Source organism: Paracoccus sp. (in: a-proteobacteria), assembly GCF_047973135.1.
Lineage (GTDB): Bacteria > Pseudomonadota > Alphaproteobacteria > Rhodobacterales > Rhodobacteraceae > Paracoccus.
The window spans coordinates 1-16,607 of the sequence record NZ_JBKEBL010000248.1; the positions used below are offsets into that span (position 1 = coordinate 1).

At 64.2% G+C, this 16,607-nt stretch carries 15 protein-coding genes; 11 read left to right on the forward strand and 4 right to left on the reverse strand.

Going from position 1 to position 16,607, the window contains the following annotated elements; all coding sequences use genetic code 11:
* The 3 genes from ACK5L9_RS18495 to ACK5L9_RS18505 form a co-directional block, all read right to left on the reverse strand.
* Window positions 1-330: signal recognition particle receptor subunit alpha (locus ACK5L9_RS18495; RefSeq protein ID WP_416912929.1), on the reverse strand; the 330-nt coding region annotated here is incomplete at its 3' end.
* Between the two features lie 168 nt (window positions 331-498).
* Entirely contained in the window at window positions 499-915 is a 417-nt protein-coding gene (locus tag ACK5L9_RS18500; RefSeq protein ID WP_416912930.1) for a TonB family protein, read from the reverse strand.
* A gap of 120 nt (window positions 916-1,035) precedes the next feature.
* Entirely contained in the window at window positions 1,036-1,623 is a 588-nt protein-coding gene (locus ACK5L9_RS18505; RefSeq protein ID WP_416912931.1) for an FMN-dependent NADH-azoreductase, read from the reverse strand.
* A 108-nt stretch (window positions 1,624-1,731) separates the two neighbouring features.
* Here ACK5L9_RS18505 and ACK5L9_RS18510 point away from each other — a divergent pair, with 108 nt between their 5' ends.
* Complete coding sequence (locus ACK5L9_RS18510; RefSeq protein ID WP_416912932.1) at window positions 1,732-2,571, forward strand: LysR family transcriptional regulator; 840 nt, start codon at window positions 1,732-1,734, stop codon at window positions 2,569-2,571.
* Window positions 2,572-2,579: 8 nt separating this feature from the next.
* Here the strand turns inward: ACK5L9_RS18510 and ACK5L9_RS18515 are convergent, their stop codons facing one another.
* Window positions 2,580-3,329, reverse strand: a complete 750-nt coding sequence (locus tag ACK5L9_RS18515) for a LytTR family DNA-binding domain-containing protein (RefSeq protein ID WP_416912933.1) — start codon at window positions 3,327-3,329, stop codon at window positions 2,580-2,582.
* Between the two features lie 615 nt (window positions 3,330-3,944).
* On the opposite strand from ACK5L9_RS18515, the gene ACK5L9_RS18520 reads away from it, so the two are divergent.
* The 10 genes from ACK5L9_RS18520 to ACK5L9_RS18565 all read left to right on the forward strand — a co-directional run.
* Window positions 3,945-4,793 carry a DMT family transporter gene (locus ACK5L9_RS18520; RefSeq protein WP_416912942.1) on the forward strand — a complete coding sequence of 283 codons (849 nt, stop codon included), beginning with the start codon at window positions 3,945-3,947 and terminating at the stop codon, window positions 4,791-4,793.
* A 117-nt stretch (window positions 4,794-4,910) separates the two neighbouring features.
* Window positions 4,911-5,681: a division plane positioning ATPase MipZ gene (locus ACK5L9_RS18525; RefSeq protein ID WP_416912934.1), complete on the forward strand. Its 771-nt coding sequence runs from the start codon at window positions 4,911-4,913 to the stop codon at window positions 5,679-5,681.
* A 114-nt stretch (window positions 5,682-5,795) separates the two neighbouring features.
* Window positions 5,796-6,968: an efflux RND transporter periplasmic adaptor subunit gene (locus tag ACK5L9_RS18530; protein WP_416912935.1), complete on the forward strand. Its 1,173-nt coding sequence runs from the start codon at window positions 5,796-5,798 to the stop codon at window positions 6,966-6,968.
* The gene (locus ACK5L9_RS18535) at window positions 6,965-10,021 is read left to right on the forward strand and encodes an efflux RND transporter permease subunit (RefSeq protein ID WP_416912936.1); all 3,057 of its coding nucleotides are present in this window, start codon (window positions 6,965-6,967) and stop codon (window positions 10,019-10,021) included. The genes ACK5L9_RS18530 and ACK5L9_RS18535 overlap by 4 nt, the downstream gene beginning before the upstream one ends.
* Before the next feature lie 56 nt (window positions 10,022-10,077).
* A complete protein-coding gene (locus ACK5L9_RS18540; protein ID WP_416912937.1) occupies window positions 10,078-11,274 on the forward strand; it encodes an RSP_2647 family RNA methyltransferase in 1,197 nt (398 codons plus the stop codon).
* Window positions 11,271-11,810: an RSP_2648 family PIN domain-containing protein gene (locus ACK5L9_RS18545; RefSeq protein WP_416912938.1), complete on the forward strand. Its 540-nt coding sequence runs from the start codon at window positions 11,271-11,273 to the stop codon at window positions 11,808-11,810. Before ACK5L9_RS18540 ends, ACK5L9_RS18545 begins: the two co-directional genes overlap by 4 nt.
* Window positions 11,811-11,870: 60 nt before the next feature.
* Window positions 11,871-13,322 (forward strand): glucose-6-phosphate dehydrogenase, encoded by a 1,452-nt coding sequence (zwf, locus tag ACK5L9_RS18550; RefSeq protein WP_416912939.1) that lies wholly within the window; start codon window positions 11,871-11,873, stop codon window positions 13,320-13,322.
* 2 nt (window positions 13,323-13,324) lie between these two features.
* Window positions 13,325-13,996, forward strand: a complete 672-nt coding sequence (pgl, locus tag ACK5L9_RS18555; protein ID WP_416912943.1) for a 6-phosphogluconolactonase — start codon at window positions 13,325-13,327, stop codon at window positions 13,994-13,996.
* Window positions 13,997-14,008: 12 nt separating this feature from the next.
* Window positions 14,009-15,619 carry a glucose-6-phosphate isomerase gene (gene pgi / locus ACK5L9_RS18560; RefSeq protein ID WP_416912940.1) on the forward strand — a complete coding sequence of 537 codons (1,611 nt, stop codon included), beginning with the start codon at window positions 14,009-14,011 and terminating at the stop codon, window positions 15,617-15,619.
* 487 nt (window positions 15,620-16,106) lie between these two features.
* A partial coding sequence (locus tag ACK5L9_RS18565) for a dihydrodipicolinate synthase family protein (RefSeq protein ID WP_416912941.1) occupies window positions 16,107-16,607 on the forward strand: 501 nt, incomplete at its 3' end.

A 16,607-nucleotide genomic window follows, 5' to 3' on the forward strand; every position in this document is an offset into this window, starting at 1 on the left:
CTGCAAACCCACCATCAGGATCGGCGCGGGCGGGTTGTCAATGCGCAGCGCCTCGGGTTCTTCGTCGCCCTGAAGCACCTTGATCAGCTCGTCATGGACGATCTTGACGACCTGCTGGCCGGGCGTCACCGATTTCGTGACCGCCGCGCCGGTGGCCTTGGAGGTGACGGATTTCACGAAACTGCGCGCAACGGGCAGCGAGACATCGGCCTCCAGCAGGGCGACGCGCACCTCGCGCATGGCGGCGGTGACGTCATCCTCGGACAGTGCGCCCTGCTTGGTCAGCCGGTCGAAGACGCCGCCAAGCCGGTCGGACAGGTTCTCGAACATCGCGGGCCTCCTGCGGTCCAAAACGGTTTTGCCCCCGTGGGCGCAACGCGCTGACGGAGGGCGATCCCCGCGCCATGCGGGGACCGGAAGGATCGTCCTTCCGGGAGTTCCGGGTTCAGATAGGCGCAAACGCCGCCCGAGTCAACGCAGACAGCGGAACCCGGCCGGTCAACCCTTGTAGCGGTTGACCAGCGTCAGGTCCACCTGCACCCCTTCCTCGGTCATGTCGGGGGGGAAGGGGGCCACTTTCCGGGTTCGCGCGGCGGCGTTCAGCACCGCCTTGTCAAGGCTGGCGCTGCCGGACGATTTGCTGATCGCTGTACTTTGAACCGTGCCATCGCGCAGTACGGAGATCCGAAGCGAGATTGTCGTACCCTCCGCAGGCTGATGGACGGCAAGTGCCGAATTCGCGGCGCCGATGTTTTTTATCACGGCGTCATGCAGTTGCTGCATCCATTCGTCCCTGTTCTGCGGCGGCGCAACTTTCTTGCCAAGCACGGTCTGCGCCTCGGCGGAAGGAACGATCAGTGGCAGCGGGGCACTTGTCAGAGCAAGGGCAAAAACGAGAGAAAGCAATCTGAACATATTACTTGCCATCACAAAAACACGCGGGCAGAGTTGCCGCGTTTCATGTGGTGGCACAGCAGGGTCGGCGTCGCAACCGGAATGTCGGTCGCGGCGCCGGATAAGCAGAAACCCGTATGATCAGGCGGCCAGTTTGTCCAGCGCCTGTTGCGCGCGGGCCAGACCGGCCTCGCGGTCCACGGCCAGCCGGTCGGCGGCGACGAATTCGACATCGGTGATGCCAAGGAAGCCCAGCATAAAGCGGATATAGCCCGAGGCGTGGTCGATCTCGGATCCCAGCGGCGTGCCCGCCGCGCTGTAGGCGATGATCGCGCGCTTGCCCTTCAGCAGGCCCTCGGGGCCGTTTTCGGTATAGCGAAAACTTATGCCTGCGCGGGCGATCTGGTCCAGCCAGTTCTTCAGTTGCGCGGTCAGGTTGAAGTTATAGATCGGCATGCCGATCACCAGCGTGTCAGCCTCTTGCACCTCGGCCAGATATGCGTCGGACACGTCGATCAGACGCTGCTGGGACGGGGTCGGGTTTTCGGGGGCCAGCCTGACGGCCTGAAACCAGGCGGTGTCGATTGACGGAACTCCATGGTTCAGATCACGATAGAGAACTTTTGCGTCTGGATGTGCGGCCGTCAGCCGGGCCACGATGTCTGCGGTCAGCTTGCGAGACACCGAAGCTTCGCCGGTGATCGCGCTGTCCAGGTGGAGGATGTTCATGTCAGCCTGTCCTTGGGTTTGCTTTGGTTTGTTCTGTGCAGGCAGATGTAGCCATTGCAGCGGCGAACAAAACTGCCATATTCGCGCAATAACTGTGCGGTGATGCACATGAAGCTGCAAAGCTGGGACGATATTCGCATTGCGCTGGCTGTGGCGCGGACCGGGACGGTCAGCGGGGCTGCGGCGGCGCTTGGGGTACATCACGCGACGGTGATCCGCCGTGTCGATTCGCTGGAACAGCAGCTTGGCACCCGGCTGTTCCTGCGCCATTCGCGCGGCTATGCCTTGACCGAGGCGGGGCGGGCGCTGTTGCAGACCGCCGGAGACGCGGATGAGCGTTTTGCCCAGATGGCCGCGCGAATCTCTGGTGCGGGCGACCGGGTCGAGGGCGAGCTGACCATCACCTCATTGCCCGAACTGGCCGATTTCCTGATGCCGCGCGTCAATGACCTGCTGGGTCGCCATCCGGGGCTGCGGCTGCGCTATGTCACCGATACACGGCTGTTCCGGCTGGAAACCGGCGAAGCGCATATCGCGGTCCGCGCGGGTCCCCGGCCGACCGAACCGGATTACGTCGTTCGGTCTCTGGGTACGACCCGGCAGAATCTGTATGCCGCACCAAACTATACGCCCGGTTTCAGCGAAGGGTTGGCTGGACACCGCTTTGTCCTGCCCGGTCCCGAGGTAGGTGCCGCGCCGGCGATGCGCTGGCTGACCAGACATCTGCCCGATGTGCATGTGGTCATGGTCAGTAATGATTCGGTCGCGCGCGAGGCCGTGATCCGCTCGGGGCGGGCCATCGGGTTCCTGTCACCCGAGCGCGGCAAGGGGCTGGCCGAAGTGATGGCGCTGCCTGAATGGGAATCTCAGCTATGGCTGATCACCCATGTTGACCTGCATCGGACACCCAAGGTCAGGGCCGCGCTGGAGGTGCTGCGAAGCGCCTGATCCCCCCGCTAGTGCGGCTTTGCGTGTTGCAGGCACCAGTCGCGAACCTCGGACATGCGCCCGCGCGAGACCGGGATCTGTTCGCCCGAACGCGTGCGGATCGCGCCGCCTGACAGGTCAATGGCCTCGTCCGTGGCGACCCAGTAACCGCGATGGGTCTGGATGCCGTCACCCTCTGTCACCTGTTCCAGAAAATCCTTCATCCGGGCGCGCAACTCTGTGGTGTGATGGGGGGTCGTCACGATCAGATAATGTTCGGCGCTGCGGACATGCAGAATTGCCTCGACCGGGATTGATCGCCCGGCCAGCACGACGAAGCGCGCCTTGGAATCCTCGTCCGTTTCTTCCCCGGTTTCAGCGGAAAAGTCGCTATCGGGGTCGCGTGTCTCGGTTTTGGTGAAGGGCAGCAGCCAGGACAGGGCCATCATTTCGATCATATGGGCGATGGCACAGTTCGTCACAAAGGACATCACGTTGATCGCATGACCGCGTTGCGGCGCAAGGTCGCCCAGAAACAGCGGCATCGAGGCCGACAGCGCCGTCAACGCGCTGACCAGCGGCATCGAGCCGAGGAACAGCGGTAGCGGAGCTGATGTAAATCTAGACCAAACGGTACTGACAACCCTTGTCCAGGGTGGTAGGAAAATCAGGTACAGCACCATCGACGTGCCCCAATAAAAGGCCCGTGAACTGAAGATTGGCATGGTCGGGAACAGCGTCGGGTTGCTGGCCGCGATGACCATCAAAAAGAACATCATCAGTAAGATGACGCGGCGACCGTATATGAGGGCCCGCAACTCACGCATCGTGAACTGCACGACCCTGCCATTCGTGAGCAGGATATGAATTTCGTGACTCTTTGCTTGGCTCATATTTGTTCGAGCTTATACATCAGTAAGTGTTCGTGAAGCTAGCGTCGCACCGCACAGTGCCGCGAGCGCGAAGGGTAGGTCGGTGCTGACTGTATTATAGTACCGAGTATATTTTAGCACCGACCACTCCCTTTTCGCCTGTAAGCGACGGCAAATCACAGTTTTAACACAATTTTGGTCCTTTTGGGATCTATCCCTTGGGACGGGTGGGAAATACGCGGGTATTTTGCCTTTCCTGTCAGCTGTGGTCATCTCTCGAAACAAGTACAAGCGGAAATTCGCGCAAGGCCGAACAACCGGAACGCGGTACGGTACAAGGTCGTTTGGCTGCCTCCTGTCATGCCGGGTCTGGCCGATCCGGGCTTGCCCATGCGATAGGTATATCCCGCCACGATCCGGCGTGTAAGAGGTTCAGGGGGCCAGATGACCGACAGCAATGTGATCAGGCGCGCGCGCAGTGTCGCCGTGCCCCGGACCGAGGCGCTGCGCGGGCATGCGGCGATGCTGCTGTTCTCGGGGCTGGTCGCGGGGTCATTTTCCCTGGGGGCGCGGGCGGCCAACCTGATCGACCCGGCGGCGCTGAACGCGGTGCGCTTTGTCATCGCGGGGGCGGTGATAGGTGCGGCGGTTCTGGCCGGGCCGGGGGTGCCGTCGCGGCAGGTCTGGCGCGCACCCTGGCGCTATGTGCTGCTGGGCGGGGTGTTCGCCTGCTATTTCGTGCTGATGTTTGAGGGGCTGAAAACAGCGGCCCCGGTCAGCGCGGCGGCGGTATTCACGCTGACTCCGCTGATGGCGGCGGGATTCGGCTGGCTGATCATGCGACAGGTGATGACGGCGCGGATGGCCGCTGCGCTGGCCATTGGCGCGGTCGGCGCGCTGTGGGTGATCTTTCGCGGGGATTTGGCAGCAATGGCGCGGCTGCAATTCGGGCGCGGCGAGGCTATATACCTTATAGGTTGCGCGGCGCATGCATTATACATTCCTATGGTGCGTCGTCTTAACCGGGGGGAAAATACGCTGGTCTTTACCTTCGGCACGCTGCTGGCGGGGGCGGCGCTGCTGCTGGTCTGGGCTGCCCCGGCGATCCGGGCGACCGACTGGCTGCATCTGCCCTCTATCGTCTGGGTGACGATCTTCTATGTCGCTGTGGTCGCCAGTTCGGTGACATTCGTTCTGGTCCAATACGCCTCGATGCGGCTGCCTGCGGCGAAGGTTATGGCCTATACTTATCTCACCCCGGTGTGGGTGATCGTGCTTGAGGCCGGGTTCGGACAGGGCCTGCCCGGCGCGATCATCCTGCCGGGGGTTGCTGCGACGGTGGCTGCGTTGTTGTTGCTGCTGCGTGACTGAGCGACCGGGTGGTTTTCGCAACGCCCGGTTCAGTTTCTGGCCTTCGCGCGTGCTGGCGCTTTTCATCGCGGGGCATGGCGGCTAGGGTCCGCGGCGGCTGGAAGAGGAAGGAACAGCGTGGCGCATATCATCGTCGTCGGCAATGAAAAGGGTGGCTCGGGCAAATCGACGACCTCGATGCATGTCGCAACCGCGCTGGCCCGGATGGGCCACCGGGTCGGGGGGCTGGATCTGGATGTGCGCCAGCGCAGCTTTGCCCGCTATCTGGAAAACCGGGTGTCCTTTGCGACACGCAAGGGGCTGGATCTGCCCATGCCGGTTATTGGCAGGATGGATGACAGCAGCGATCCGCTGACCCCGGCGCTGAGCGCGCTTGAGGCGGAATGCGATTTCATCCTGCTGGACTGCCCCGGCTCGCATACGCGGCTCAGCCAGATGGCGCATACGCTGGCCGATACGCTGATCACCCCGATGAATGACAGTTTCGTGGATTTCGACCTGCTGGCGAAGATGTCGCCCGAGGGCAAGGTGCTGGGCCCGTCGATCTATGCCGAGATGGTCTGGAACGCCCGGCAGATGCGGGCACAGGCCGGGGCCGGTCCGATCGACTGGATCGTGCTGCGCAACCGCCTGGGCACGCAGGCCATGCATAACAAGCGCAAGGTTGGCGGCGCGCTGCATGTGCTGTCAAAGCGCATCGGCTTTCGCGTGACGACGGGCTTTTCGGAACGGGTGGTCTTTCGCGAACTGTTCCCGCGCGGGCTGACGCTGCTGGACCTGAAGGATATTGGCACCGAAAACCTGAACATGTCGAATATTGCGGCACGGCAGGAATTGCGCGATCTGTTCGCGGAACTGAATCTGCCAAATGTCCGCGTAAACTTTTGATACGCGGCCTCCCGCCGGCTTGAACCGTGGGGTTATTGTTGCGCGGCGGGAACAAACTTATGTTGCCGACGAAGAATGCCCCAATTCAAATGCCCCAATTCACAGGCGGTCGAGATGCGTTTGCTGATTGTCATCCTTCTGGCGGCCCTTGTGGCCGGTCAGGCCCGTGCGCAGGACAGCACCGCCGAGGCGGCAGTGGTCAGCAGCGTGATTCCATGGGTGACGGTCGCCACCGCCGGACAGACCGAGATTCAGGCGCGGGTACCCGTGTCGGGCACGCTGGTCGCGCGGCGCGAGGTGCAGGTCTTTTCGCAGGTCTCGGGCTATGAAGTGACCGAGATTCTGGTCGAGGCGGGGGACAGTGTCGAAAAGGGGCAGGTGCTGGCGCGGCTTGCGACCGATACCCTCTCGGCGCAACTGGCACAGGCCGAGGCCGAATTTCAACGCGTCGAGGCGACGGTCAGTCAGGCGCAGAACACCATCGACAGCGCTCAGGCCACGCTGCGCCAGACCGTTTCGGAACTGGAACGGACGCGCAGCCTGCGCGAACGCGGCAATGCCACCGTGGCGGCGCTGGATCAGGCGGTTGCCGCCGAGGCCGGGGCGCGGGCGCAATCGCTGCTGGCGGCGAACGGGCTGGCCATTGCCCGCGCCGCGCTGGCGCAGGCGGATGCCGCCCGCAAGATCGCGCGGATGGATCTGGACCGGACCGAGATCAAGGCCCCGGCAGCGGGCCTGATCGCGGCGCGGAATGTGGAACTGGGGGCGCTGTCAGGCACGGGCTCGGGGCCGGTTTTTACGCTGATCGCGGATGGCGTGATCGAACTGTCGGCCGAGGTGATCGAGACGGGTCTTCAGAACCTGACGGTCGGTGATCCGGCGGATCTGAATGTGGCCGGGGCAGGCGTGACCGCCGGCAAGGTGCGACTGCTGCCCGCGACGGTGGATCCGGTCACGCGGCTGGCGGTGATAAGGATTTCGCTGGATCCGGTGCCGGGCCTGCGAAGCGGGCTGTTCGCAAGCGGCTGGATCGTTACCGCGCGGCGCGATGCCGTCACCATTCCTGCAACGGCGGTGCTGTCGGACGATCAGGGTGATCGGGTGCAGGTCGTCAGCGACGGCGTGATCGAGATGCGCCCCGTCAGGGCCGGGTTGCTGTGGCAGGACCGGCGCGAGGTGCAGGAGGGGTTGCAGCCGGGCGAGCAGGTCGTGGCCCGCGCGGGCGCGTTCTTCCGCGACGGCGACCGCGTGAAGCCGACCCCGGCCGGGGGGAAAGCCGTGCCATGAACCTGTCCACCTGGTCGATTCGCCATCCCGTTCCACCCATCGCCATCTTTATGGTGCTGCTGGTCGTGGGGCTGTTCAGCTTTACGCGCCTGCCGGTCACTGCCATGCCGAATATCGACCTGCCCATCGTGCAGGTCAGCATCGGCCAGCCCGGTGCCGCGCCGTCCGAGCTGATCACCCAGGTCATCCAGCCGGTCGAGGACAGTATCGCCCCAGCCACCGGGGTGCGGCATATCCATTCGACCGCGACCGACAGCATGGCCTCGATCACGGTCGAGTTCGAACTGGAAACGGACAGCGACCGGGCGGTGAACGACGTCAAGGACGCGGTCTCGAATGTGCGCGCTGAACTACCCGAAAGCATCAGCGAACCCATCGTGCAGCGGTTGGACGTGACCGGCTATCCGATCCTGACCTACGCGGTCAGCGATCCCACCCAAAGCGTCGAGGAATTGTCGAAATTCGTCGATGATGTGATCGGGCGCGAATTGTCGAATGTCAAAGGCATCGGCAAGACGACCCGAATCGGCGGCGCTGATCGCGAGATCAAGGTGGAACTGGATCCCGACCGGCTGCTGGCGCATGGGCTGACGGTGACCAATATCTCGCAGCAGGTCCGGGCGATGAATATCGACATGGGCGGCGGGCGCGGCGATCTGGCGGGGACGGAATATTCGATCCGAACCCTTGGGTCCGCCGATACCGTCGCAAGGCTTGCCGCGATGCCCGTCGCCATTGCGGATGGCCATACGATCCGGCTGGATCAGTTGGGGCAGGTGATCGACGGCGCCAGCGAGGAACGCAGCTTTGCCTTGCAGGACGGTCAGCCCGTCGTGGCCTTTGGCGTCTATCGCGCCACCGGCGAATCCGATCTGGGCGCGGGCGACGGCACCAAGGCCAAACTTCAGGAAATCCGTCAGCGTTACCCGAATGTCGGTATCAGCCTGATCGACGACAGCACGACCCACACCTCTGCAAGCTATCACAGCGCGATGGAAACGCTGTACGAGGGCGCGGCGCTGGCGGTGATCGTGGTGTTCCTGTTCCTGCGCAACTGGCGCGCCACGCTGATCGCCGCCGTCGCGCTGCCGCTGTCGATCATCCCGACCTTTTTCGTGATGCAATGGCTGGGTTTTACGCTGAACGGCATCAGCCTGTTGGGGATCACGCTGGTCACGGGGATTCTTGTCGATGACGCAATTGTCGAAATCGAGAATATCGTCCGCCATATCGGCATGGGCCAGCCCCCCTATGAGGCCAGCGAAGAGGCCGCGAACGAGATCGGCCTGACGGTCATCGCGATCAGCTTCTCGATCGTTGCGGTTTTTGCGCCGGTCAGCTTCATGGGCGGCATCGCGGGCCAGTATTTCAAGCAATTCGGCCTGACGGTCGCGGTCTCGGTGCTGTTCTCGCTGCTGGTGGCGCGGATCATCACGCCGATGATGGCGGCCTATTTCATCCGGGGGGCGGCCCATGCTCCGGACCGGCGCGACGGGCTGGTCATGCGCGTGCTGATGGCGGTTCTGCGCTGGACGATGGGCCATCGCGGGCTGACTTTGCTGGCCGGTCTGGGGATTTTCGCAGGCTCGATCTATTCCGCGACGCTGCTGCCGACCGAGTTCATCCCGGCCTCGGATATCGGGCGCAGCCAGATCAAGCTTGAACTGCCGCCCGGCTCGACCATCGCCGAGACCGAAGATGCGGGCCGCCGCCTGACCACCATGATCGGCGAGACGCCCGAGGTGCAGTCGGTCTTTGTCTATAGCGACGGGTCGGATGTCACCAATGCGCGGATGATGATCAATTACGGCAAGAAAGAGAAACGCGAGCGGTCGCAATTCGTGCTGGAGACCGAACTGAAGGACAGGCTGGCCAGCGTGCCAGACATGCGCATCAGCTTTCAGAACGAAGAGGGGCAGAACGACCTGACCATCAGCGTCCTGGGCCAGACCGGGGATGGCGCGGCGCTGGCCGCCGACCGGCTGGTTGCGGCAATGAAGGGGCTGCCCGAACTGGAGGGGGTCGAATCCTCGGCCAGCCTGCAACGCCCCGAGATCCAGATCCGCCCCCGGCCCGACCTTGCCGCTCAGCTTGGGGTGACGGCCAGCGACATGGCGACCACGCTGCGAATCGCGACGCTTGGCGACACCGAGGCGAATCTGGCGAAATTCAACGCAGGCGACGAACAGGTTCCCATCGTCGTGCGCCTGAACGAGGCCGCGCGCGATGATCTGCTGACCTTGCAGAACCTGCGCCTGCCCAGTTCGGCGGGGCAGATCCCGCTGATCGCGGTGGCCGATCTGTCGCTGTCGGCGGGGGCGACCGAAATCAGCCGCTATGACCGGCAGTTCCGCACCACTGTCAGCGCGAATCTGGCCGATGGCGCGCTGCTGGGGCCGGTCAGCGCCAAGGTGACGGGCCTTCAGGAAAAGATCCAGCTGCCGCCCGACACACGCATCCAGCCCGCCGGCGATGCCGAGATCATGGGTGAGGTGTTCGGCGCCTTTGGCACTGCCATGGGCGCGGGGGTCATGCTGGTCTATGTCGTTCTGGTGTTGCTGTTTCACAATTTCGTCACGCCCGTCACGATCCTGCTGTCGCTGCCCCTTGCCATCGGCGGCGCGATCCTTGCGCTTTTCGTGACTGGCAATTCCATCAGCATGGCCGTGGTGATCGGCTTTCTGATGTTGATGGGAATCGTCACCAAAAATTCGATCATGCTGGTGGAATTTGCACTGACGGCGATGGCGGATGGCGTGCCCAAGCGCGAGGCGATTCTGGACGCGGTGCATAAACGCGCGCGCCCCATCGTCATGACCACCATCGCGATGACGGCAGGCATGGTGCCTTCGGCGCTGGCCACCGGCGAGGGCGGAGAGTTCCGGTCCCCGATGGCGATTGCGGTCATCGGCGGGCTGCTGCTGTCCACGCTGCTGTCGCTGTTGTTCGTGCCCTCGCTGTTTTCGGTGATCCATGGCGCGCAAAGCCGCATACTCGGCTGGATCAGCCGCAGAATGGGGCTGAACCGGGCGCGTGCAGCGCCCGCCGAATAGCGCAGCTTGTGCCGGGCGGGGCGTCGTGCCAGATCCGCGCCGAAAGGAATCCTGCCATGAGCGATCTGCCCGTCATCCGCCTGCGCCCGAAATCCAAGCCTCAGGCGATCCGACACGGTTTTCCCTGGGTCTTTGCGGATGAGGCCGTGCTGGACCGCCGAACCCGCGGGCTGGCGCCGGGTGGTTTCGCGGTGCTTGAGGATGCCGAACGCCGGCCCCTTGCGCTGGTCACGGTCAACCCGGTGTCAAAGATCATCGGGCGGGTGATGGATGCCGACCCGGCGGCGCGGATTGACGGCGACTGGCTGCGGGCGCGCCTGACCCGCGCGCGGATGATGCGCGACAGGTTGTATGACGCTCCGTTCTACCGGCTGGTTCATGCCGAGGCAGACGGGCTGCCCGGTCTGGTGATCGACCGTTTCGGTGACATGGCGGTGATTCAGCCCAATGCCGCATGGGCTGATACGATGGCGGCTGACATTGCTGCCGCGCTGGCCGATGTGACCGGCGTTTCGACGGTGATCCTGAACGGGCAGGGTCGCGCACGCGGGCTTGAGGGGCTGGAGGAACGCAGCGGTGTGCTGCTGGGGGCCGCCCCTGACGCGCCGGTGCCGGTAAGCATGAATGGTGCGGTCTATCTGGCCGATCTGACGGGCGGCCAAAAGACCGGGCTGTTCTATGACCAGCGCCCGAACCATGCCTTTGCGCAGCGTCTGGCAAAGGGTGCGCAGGTGCTGGACATGTTCAGCCATGTGGGCGGCTTTGGCCTGGCCGCGCTGGCGGCAGGTGCAAATCATGCCACCTGCGTCGATGGCAGCGCCCCCGCGCTGGAACTGGCGGCGGGCGGGGCTGCGGCGATGGGGGCGGCGGACCAATTGGAAACGCTGCAATCCGATGCCTTCAAGGCGATGGAGCAAATGGCCGAAGGTGGCCGCCGCTTCGATCTGGTGGTCTGCGATCCGCCAGCCTTTGCGCCCTCGAAACCCGCGCTTGAGGCTGGCTTGCGCGCCTATGAGCGGGTGGCAAAGCTGGCCGCGCCACTGGTCGCGCCGGGGGGCTATCTGGTGCTGTGCAGTTGCAGCCATGCCGCCGATCTGACGCAGTTCCGCAATGTCAGCGCGCGCGGCATCGGGCGCGGCGGGCGGCGCGGGGTGCTGATCCATACCGGGCAGGCCGGCCCGGACCATCCAACCCTGCCGCAACTGGCGGAAACCGGTTATCTGAAGGCGTTGTTCTTCCGGCTGGACGGATGAGGGCCGTTCTGGACGCGAATGTCCTGTTTCCGACCATCCTCCGCGAGATTCTGGCGGATGTGGCGGCGGCGGGGCTGTATGATCCGCTGTGGTCGGCGCGGATACTGGCCGAATGGCGCCACGCTGCCGCGCGGCTTGGCCCCGATCAGGACGCGGTGGCGGGCGCGGAAATCGCGCTGCTGACGGCGCGTTTTCCCGATGCGCTTGCCCCCGATGACGGTACCCGCGCCATCGACCTGCACCTGCCCGACCCCGCCGACCGCCATGTGATCGAGGCGGCGCTGGCGGGTGGCGCGGCGCAGATCGTGACTGCCAATCTGCGCGACTTTCCGCAGCATGTCATGGCCCCGTTGGGTTTGCGTGCCATCCATCCCGATGCGTTTCTGCTGGATCTGCATGCCCGCGCCCCCGAGGCTGTGGCGACCGCCGTGCAAAACGCCCGTGACAAGGCCGCGCTGATGGGCGGCGAGATGACGCTGGCCGCCATGCTGAAGCGCAGCAGGCTGCCCCGGCTGGCGCGCACGATGAAAGGTTGAATGGCATTGCTGTTAACGCTAACAAACGCTATGGCAGGTTCCAACGTCAAGGAGGACAGCATGGTCTCTCGGGTCATTCCGGTCGAGGATTTCGATCTTGTGATTTTCGGTGCCACGGGCGATCTGGCGCATCGCAAGATTCTGCCGGGCTTGTATCGCCGTTTTGTCGCGGGGCAGATTACCGACACGGCGCGAATCATCGGCGCCGCCCGTACCGATCAGGACGATGCTGCCTTCCGCGATCAGATTGCTTCGGCGATCGCCGAGTTCGGCGGCGTGGACCGGAACGATCCCGCTTTGGCCGGTTTCCTGCAATTGCTGAGCTATGTCGCCATCGATGCCAAGGGCGAGGGCGGCTGGCAGGCGCTGAAGGACCGCGTGCGCAAGGGGGCGGTGCATGCGTTCTATTTCTCGGTCGCGCCATCGCTGTTTGGCGACATAGCCGAACGGCTGGCCAGCTATGGCATTGCCGATCAGGACAGCCGGATCGTGGTGGAAAAGCCCTTTGGCCGTGATCTGGCCAGCGCCCGCGCGCTGAACGCCACGCTGGCGCGGCATTTCGCGGAGCAACAGATTTACCGGATCGATCATTATCTGGGCAAGGAAACCGTCCAGAATCTGATGGCGGTGCGTTTCGCCAATATCCTGTTCGAACCGCTGTGGAACGCCCAATATGTCGATCACGTCCAGATCACCGTTGCCGAGACAGTGGGCGTCGGCGGGCGCGGCGGTTATTACGACAAATCCGGCGCGATCCGCGACATGGTGCAGAACCACATGATGCAGCTTCTGTGCCTGATCGCGATGGAGCCGCCCTATCACTTTGACCCCGACGCGGTGCGCGACGAAAAACTGAAGGTAATCCGCGCGTTAGAGCCGGTCGAACAGCGTGACATCGTGCGCGGCCAGTATCAGGCGACAGAAAAAAGCCCCGGCTATCGCGAGGATGTGGAAAACCCCGATTCGCGCACGCCCAGCTATGTCGCGATGAAGGTCCGCATCTCGAACTGGCGCTGGCAGGGCACGCCCTTCTATCTGCGCACCGGCAAGCGTCTGCGCGCCCGGACCAGCGAGATCGCCATCACCTTCAAGGAACCTCCGCATTCGATCTTTGACGACAGCGGCGCGCCCAAGGCGAATGAGCTGGTGATCCGGCTGCAACCGAACGAGGGGATGAACCTCAAGGTCATGATCAAGGAACCGGGGCCGGGGGGCATGCGACTGGTTCAGGTGCCGCTGGACATGTCCTTTGCCGAGGCCCTGGGGGCCGAGGGCGCCGACATGCCCGATGCCTATGAGCGGCTGATCATGGATGTGATCCGCGGCAACCAGACCCTGTTCATGCGCGGAGACGAGGTCGAGGCGGCCTGGGCCTGGACCGACCCGATCATCCAGTCCTGGGAAGATGCCAAACATCCGCCCGAACCATATGACGCGGGATCCTCGGGGCCGGAAGAAGCGTTGAGACTGATGCACCGTGACAACCGACGATGGAGGGAGATCAGGGCATGAGCATGGAATTCAGGGAATATCCCGACCGCGAGATGATGGCGCTGTCGCTGGCCGACCGTATCGCCTCGCAACTGGGGCAGCATCTGCGGGCGAATCCGACGGCCAGCCTGTGCGTTCCGGGCGGTACCTCGCCGATTCAGGTTTTCGACACGCTCAGCGGCGCGGATCTGGACTGGGGCCGGGTGACGGTGTTTCTGGGCGACGAGCGTTGGGTCGATGGCGAACACAAGCGTTCGAACGCGCGGCTGCTGCGGCGGCATCTGCTGCATGACCGGGCGGCGGCGGCGCGCTATATCGACCTTTATACCGGCCAGCCACAGCCCGATGACGCCACCGAAAAGCTGGGGGCGACACTGCGCCCGCATTTGCCGGTCACGGTGGCGCTGCTGGGCATGGGCAATGACATGCACACTGCCAGCCTGTTCCCTGGTGCCGATCATCTGGCCGAGGCGATGGCCGCCAACGCGCCGGTGCTGATGCCGATCCGGGCCAGCGGCGCTGAAGAGCCGCGCATCACCCTGACGCGCCCGGTCCTGGCCGGCGCGATCCATATTCACGTGCTGATCATGGGCCCGGAAAAACGCGAGGCGCTGGAAAAGGCGCGCAAGATGGACCCGACCGAGGCGCCGATCCGCGCCTTTCTGGACAACGCCACCGTCCATTGGGCGGAATAGAGGAAGACTGACATGGCAGACATCTGGACCCGCCTTGAGGCCCATCGCAAGGCACAGGGGGACCGGCGCATCGCCGATCTGTTCGACACCGATCCCACTCGCGCCGAAGGTTTCTGCACGGCGGCCGGGGGTATGGCCTTCGACTGGTCCAAGACGATGATTGACGCGGGTGCGCGCGACCTGTTGCTGGAACTGGCGCAGGATGTGCGGGTTGCCGACTGGCGCGAGGCGATGTTCACCGGCGAGAAGATCAACGAGACCGAGGGGCGCGCCGTCCTGCACACGGCGCTGCGCAACCTGTCCGGCAGTGTGACGGTCGATGGTCAGGACGTGATGCCTGCCGTGCGCGAGACGCATGATCGCATGGCCGGATTTGCGCGCGACCTGCGCTCGGGCGCGTTCACCGGGCAGGGCGGGCGGATCACCGATGTGGTGAATATCGGCATCGGCGGATCGGATCTTGGGCCCTACATGGCGGTGCTGGCGCTTGCGCCGTATCATGACGGGCCGCAGGCGCATTTCGTCAGCAATGTGGACGGCGCAGACATTGCCGACACGCTGAAGGGGCTGAACCCGGAAACGACGCTGGTGATCGTCGCGTCCAAGACATTCACCACCATCGAAACGATGACCAACGCGAAAACCGCGCGCGACTGGATGGCAAAGGCGGTGGCAGAGCCAGCGGCGCAATTCGCGGCCCTGTCCTCGGCTGCCGACAAGACGGCGGCTTTCGGGATCGACGCCAGCCGCGTCTTCGGCTTCGTGGACTGGGTAGGCGGGCGCTATTCGGTCTGGGGACCGATCGGGCTGTCGCTGATGCTGGCCGTGGGGCCAGAGCGGTTCGACGAATTTCTGTCGGGCGGCGCGGCGATGGACGCGCATTTCCGTGCCGCACCCCTTGCCGAAAACCTGCCGGTGCTGCTGGCGCTTGTCGGCATCTGGCACCATCAGATCTGCGGCTATCCGACCCGCGCGGTGCTGCCCTATGACAACCGCCTGCTGCGCCTGCCCGCCTATCTGCAACAGCTTGAGATGGAATCGAACGGCAAGCGTGTGGCGATGGATGGCGGCGATCTGCCGGTCGTGTCGGGACCGGTGGTCTGGGGCGAGCCGGGCACCAACGGCCAGCACGCCTTTTACCAGTTGATCCACCAGGGCACGATGCCGGTGCCCTGCGAGTTCATTCTTGCCGCGCGGGGACATGAGGACGATCTGGCCCATCACCATATCCTGCTGGCCGCCAACTGCCTTGCGCAATCCGAGGCGCTGATGCACGGGCGTACGCTGGCCGAGGCCCGCGCGCTGATGGCCGCGAAGGGACTGGAGGGCGCAGAACTGGACCGGCAGGCCCGTCACCGGGTGTTTCCGGGCAACCGCCCCTCGACCACGCTGCTGATCCCGCAACTGACGCCCTTCGCTCTGGGGCAGATCGTGGCGCTGTACGAGCATCGCGTGTTCGTGGAGGGGGTCATTCTGGGCATCAACAGTTTCGACCAGTGGGGGGTGGAACTGGGCAAGGAGCTGGCCCTCAAGGTCGAGCCGCTGTTGCAGGGGCAGGCCGCGCCGGGCCACGACCCTTCGACCCTGCATCTGGCGGCGCTGTTCCGGTCGATGCGCGGCTGAGTCCGTAAGAAAGCCGGGGGGCGGCTGCCCCCCGGACCCCCCGCGTCCCGGCCCTGCCGCCGGTTCGGGGCGGCGCGAGGCGGAATTTGTCCTTTTCTGCCCGTGCGGCGAATTTTCTGTCAAATATGGCTGACGACTTTCCTTTGATTGTGTTGTCAGGCTGTAACCAATTGATTTTACGCTGATACTGCGCCAATTTGATGATCAAATTGGCGCAGTATCAGCTATACGCCGAATGGTGGCCAGAGCTGCCGGGCGGGGCCTTCTCGCCATGATCTGCCCTGCCCTGGCGAGCCGGTCGGGCATTGGCGATTTTCCGATTCCTTTTGGGTTCCCCTGCGGTCCCTGACGATCCGCGCGCCTGCGGATGGCGGCGTCGCCTGCGGGCGGCAGTATCGCCTGCGGGCAGGTCCGGGCTTGATTTGTGGGATGTCTCGCGGTAGGTTCAATTAGTGAGAGCATGTCTTATAATATAGACCAAATTGTAATGACCGACACGCTTGCGGGGATCCTGCCTGTTCTGCCGACGCCGTTCACCGCCGCCGGAAGCGTGGATTTTGCCGCCATGGCCGGGCTTGTGGGATTTGCGCGGGATGCGCGGGTCGGGGGCGTGGTGTTTCCCGGATTTGCCAGTGAGGTCGAGCATCTGACCGGGGAAGAGCGCCGCGCGGCTCTGGCCGAGGTGGTGCGCGCGGTGGACAACGCTTTTCCGGTTGTGGCGGGGGCCAGCGCCGGAACGGCAGCCGAGGTGATCGCACATGGCTGGGAGGCGCGCGATCTGGGGCTGCGCTGGCTGATGATCCAGCCGCCGAAATCCGTCGGCGCGGGGGCAGGCGAAGTGATCGCCTTTTTCGCGGAAATCACCGCCTCTTTGCCGGATACGCGGATCGTGCTGCAAAACGCCCCTGCGCCGCGCGGATCGGACCTGCTGCCGGGCACCATTCTGGAGATTGTCCGGGCCGTTCCGCAAATCGCCTATGTCAAGGAA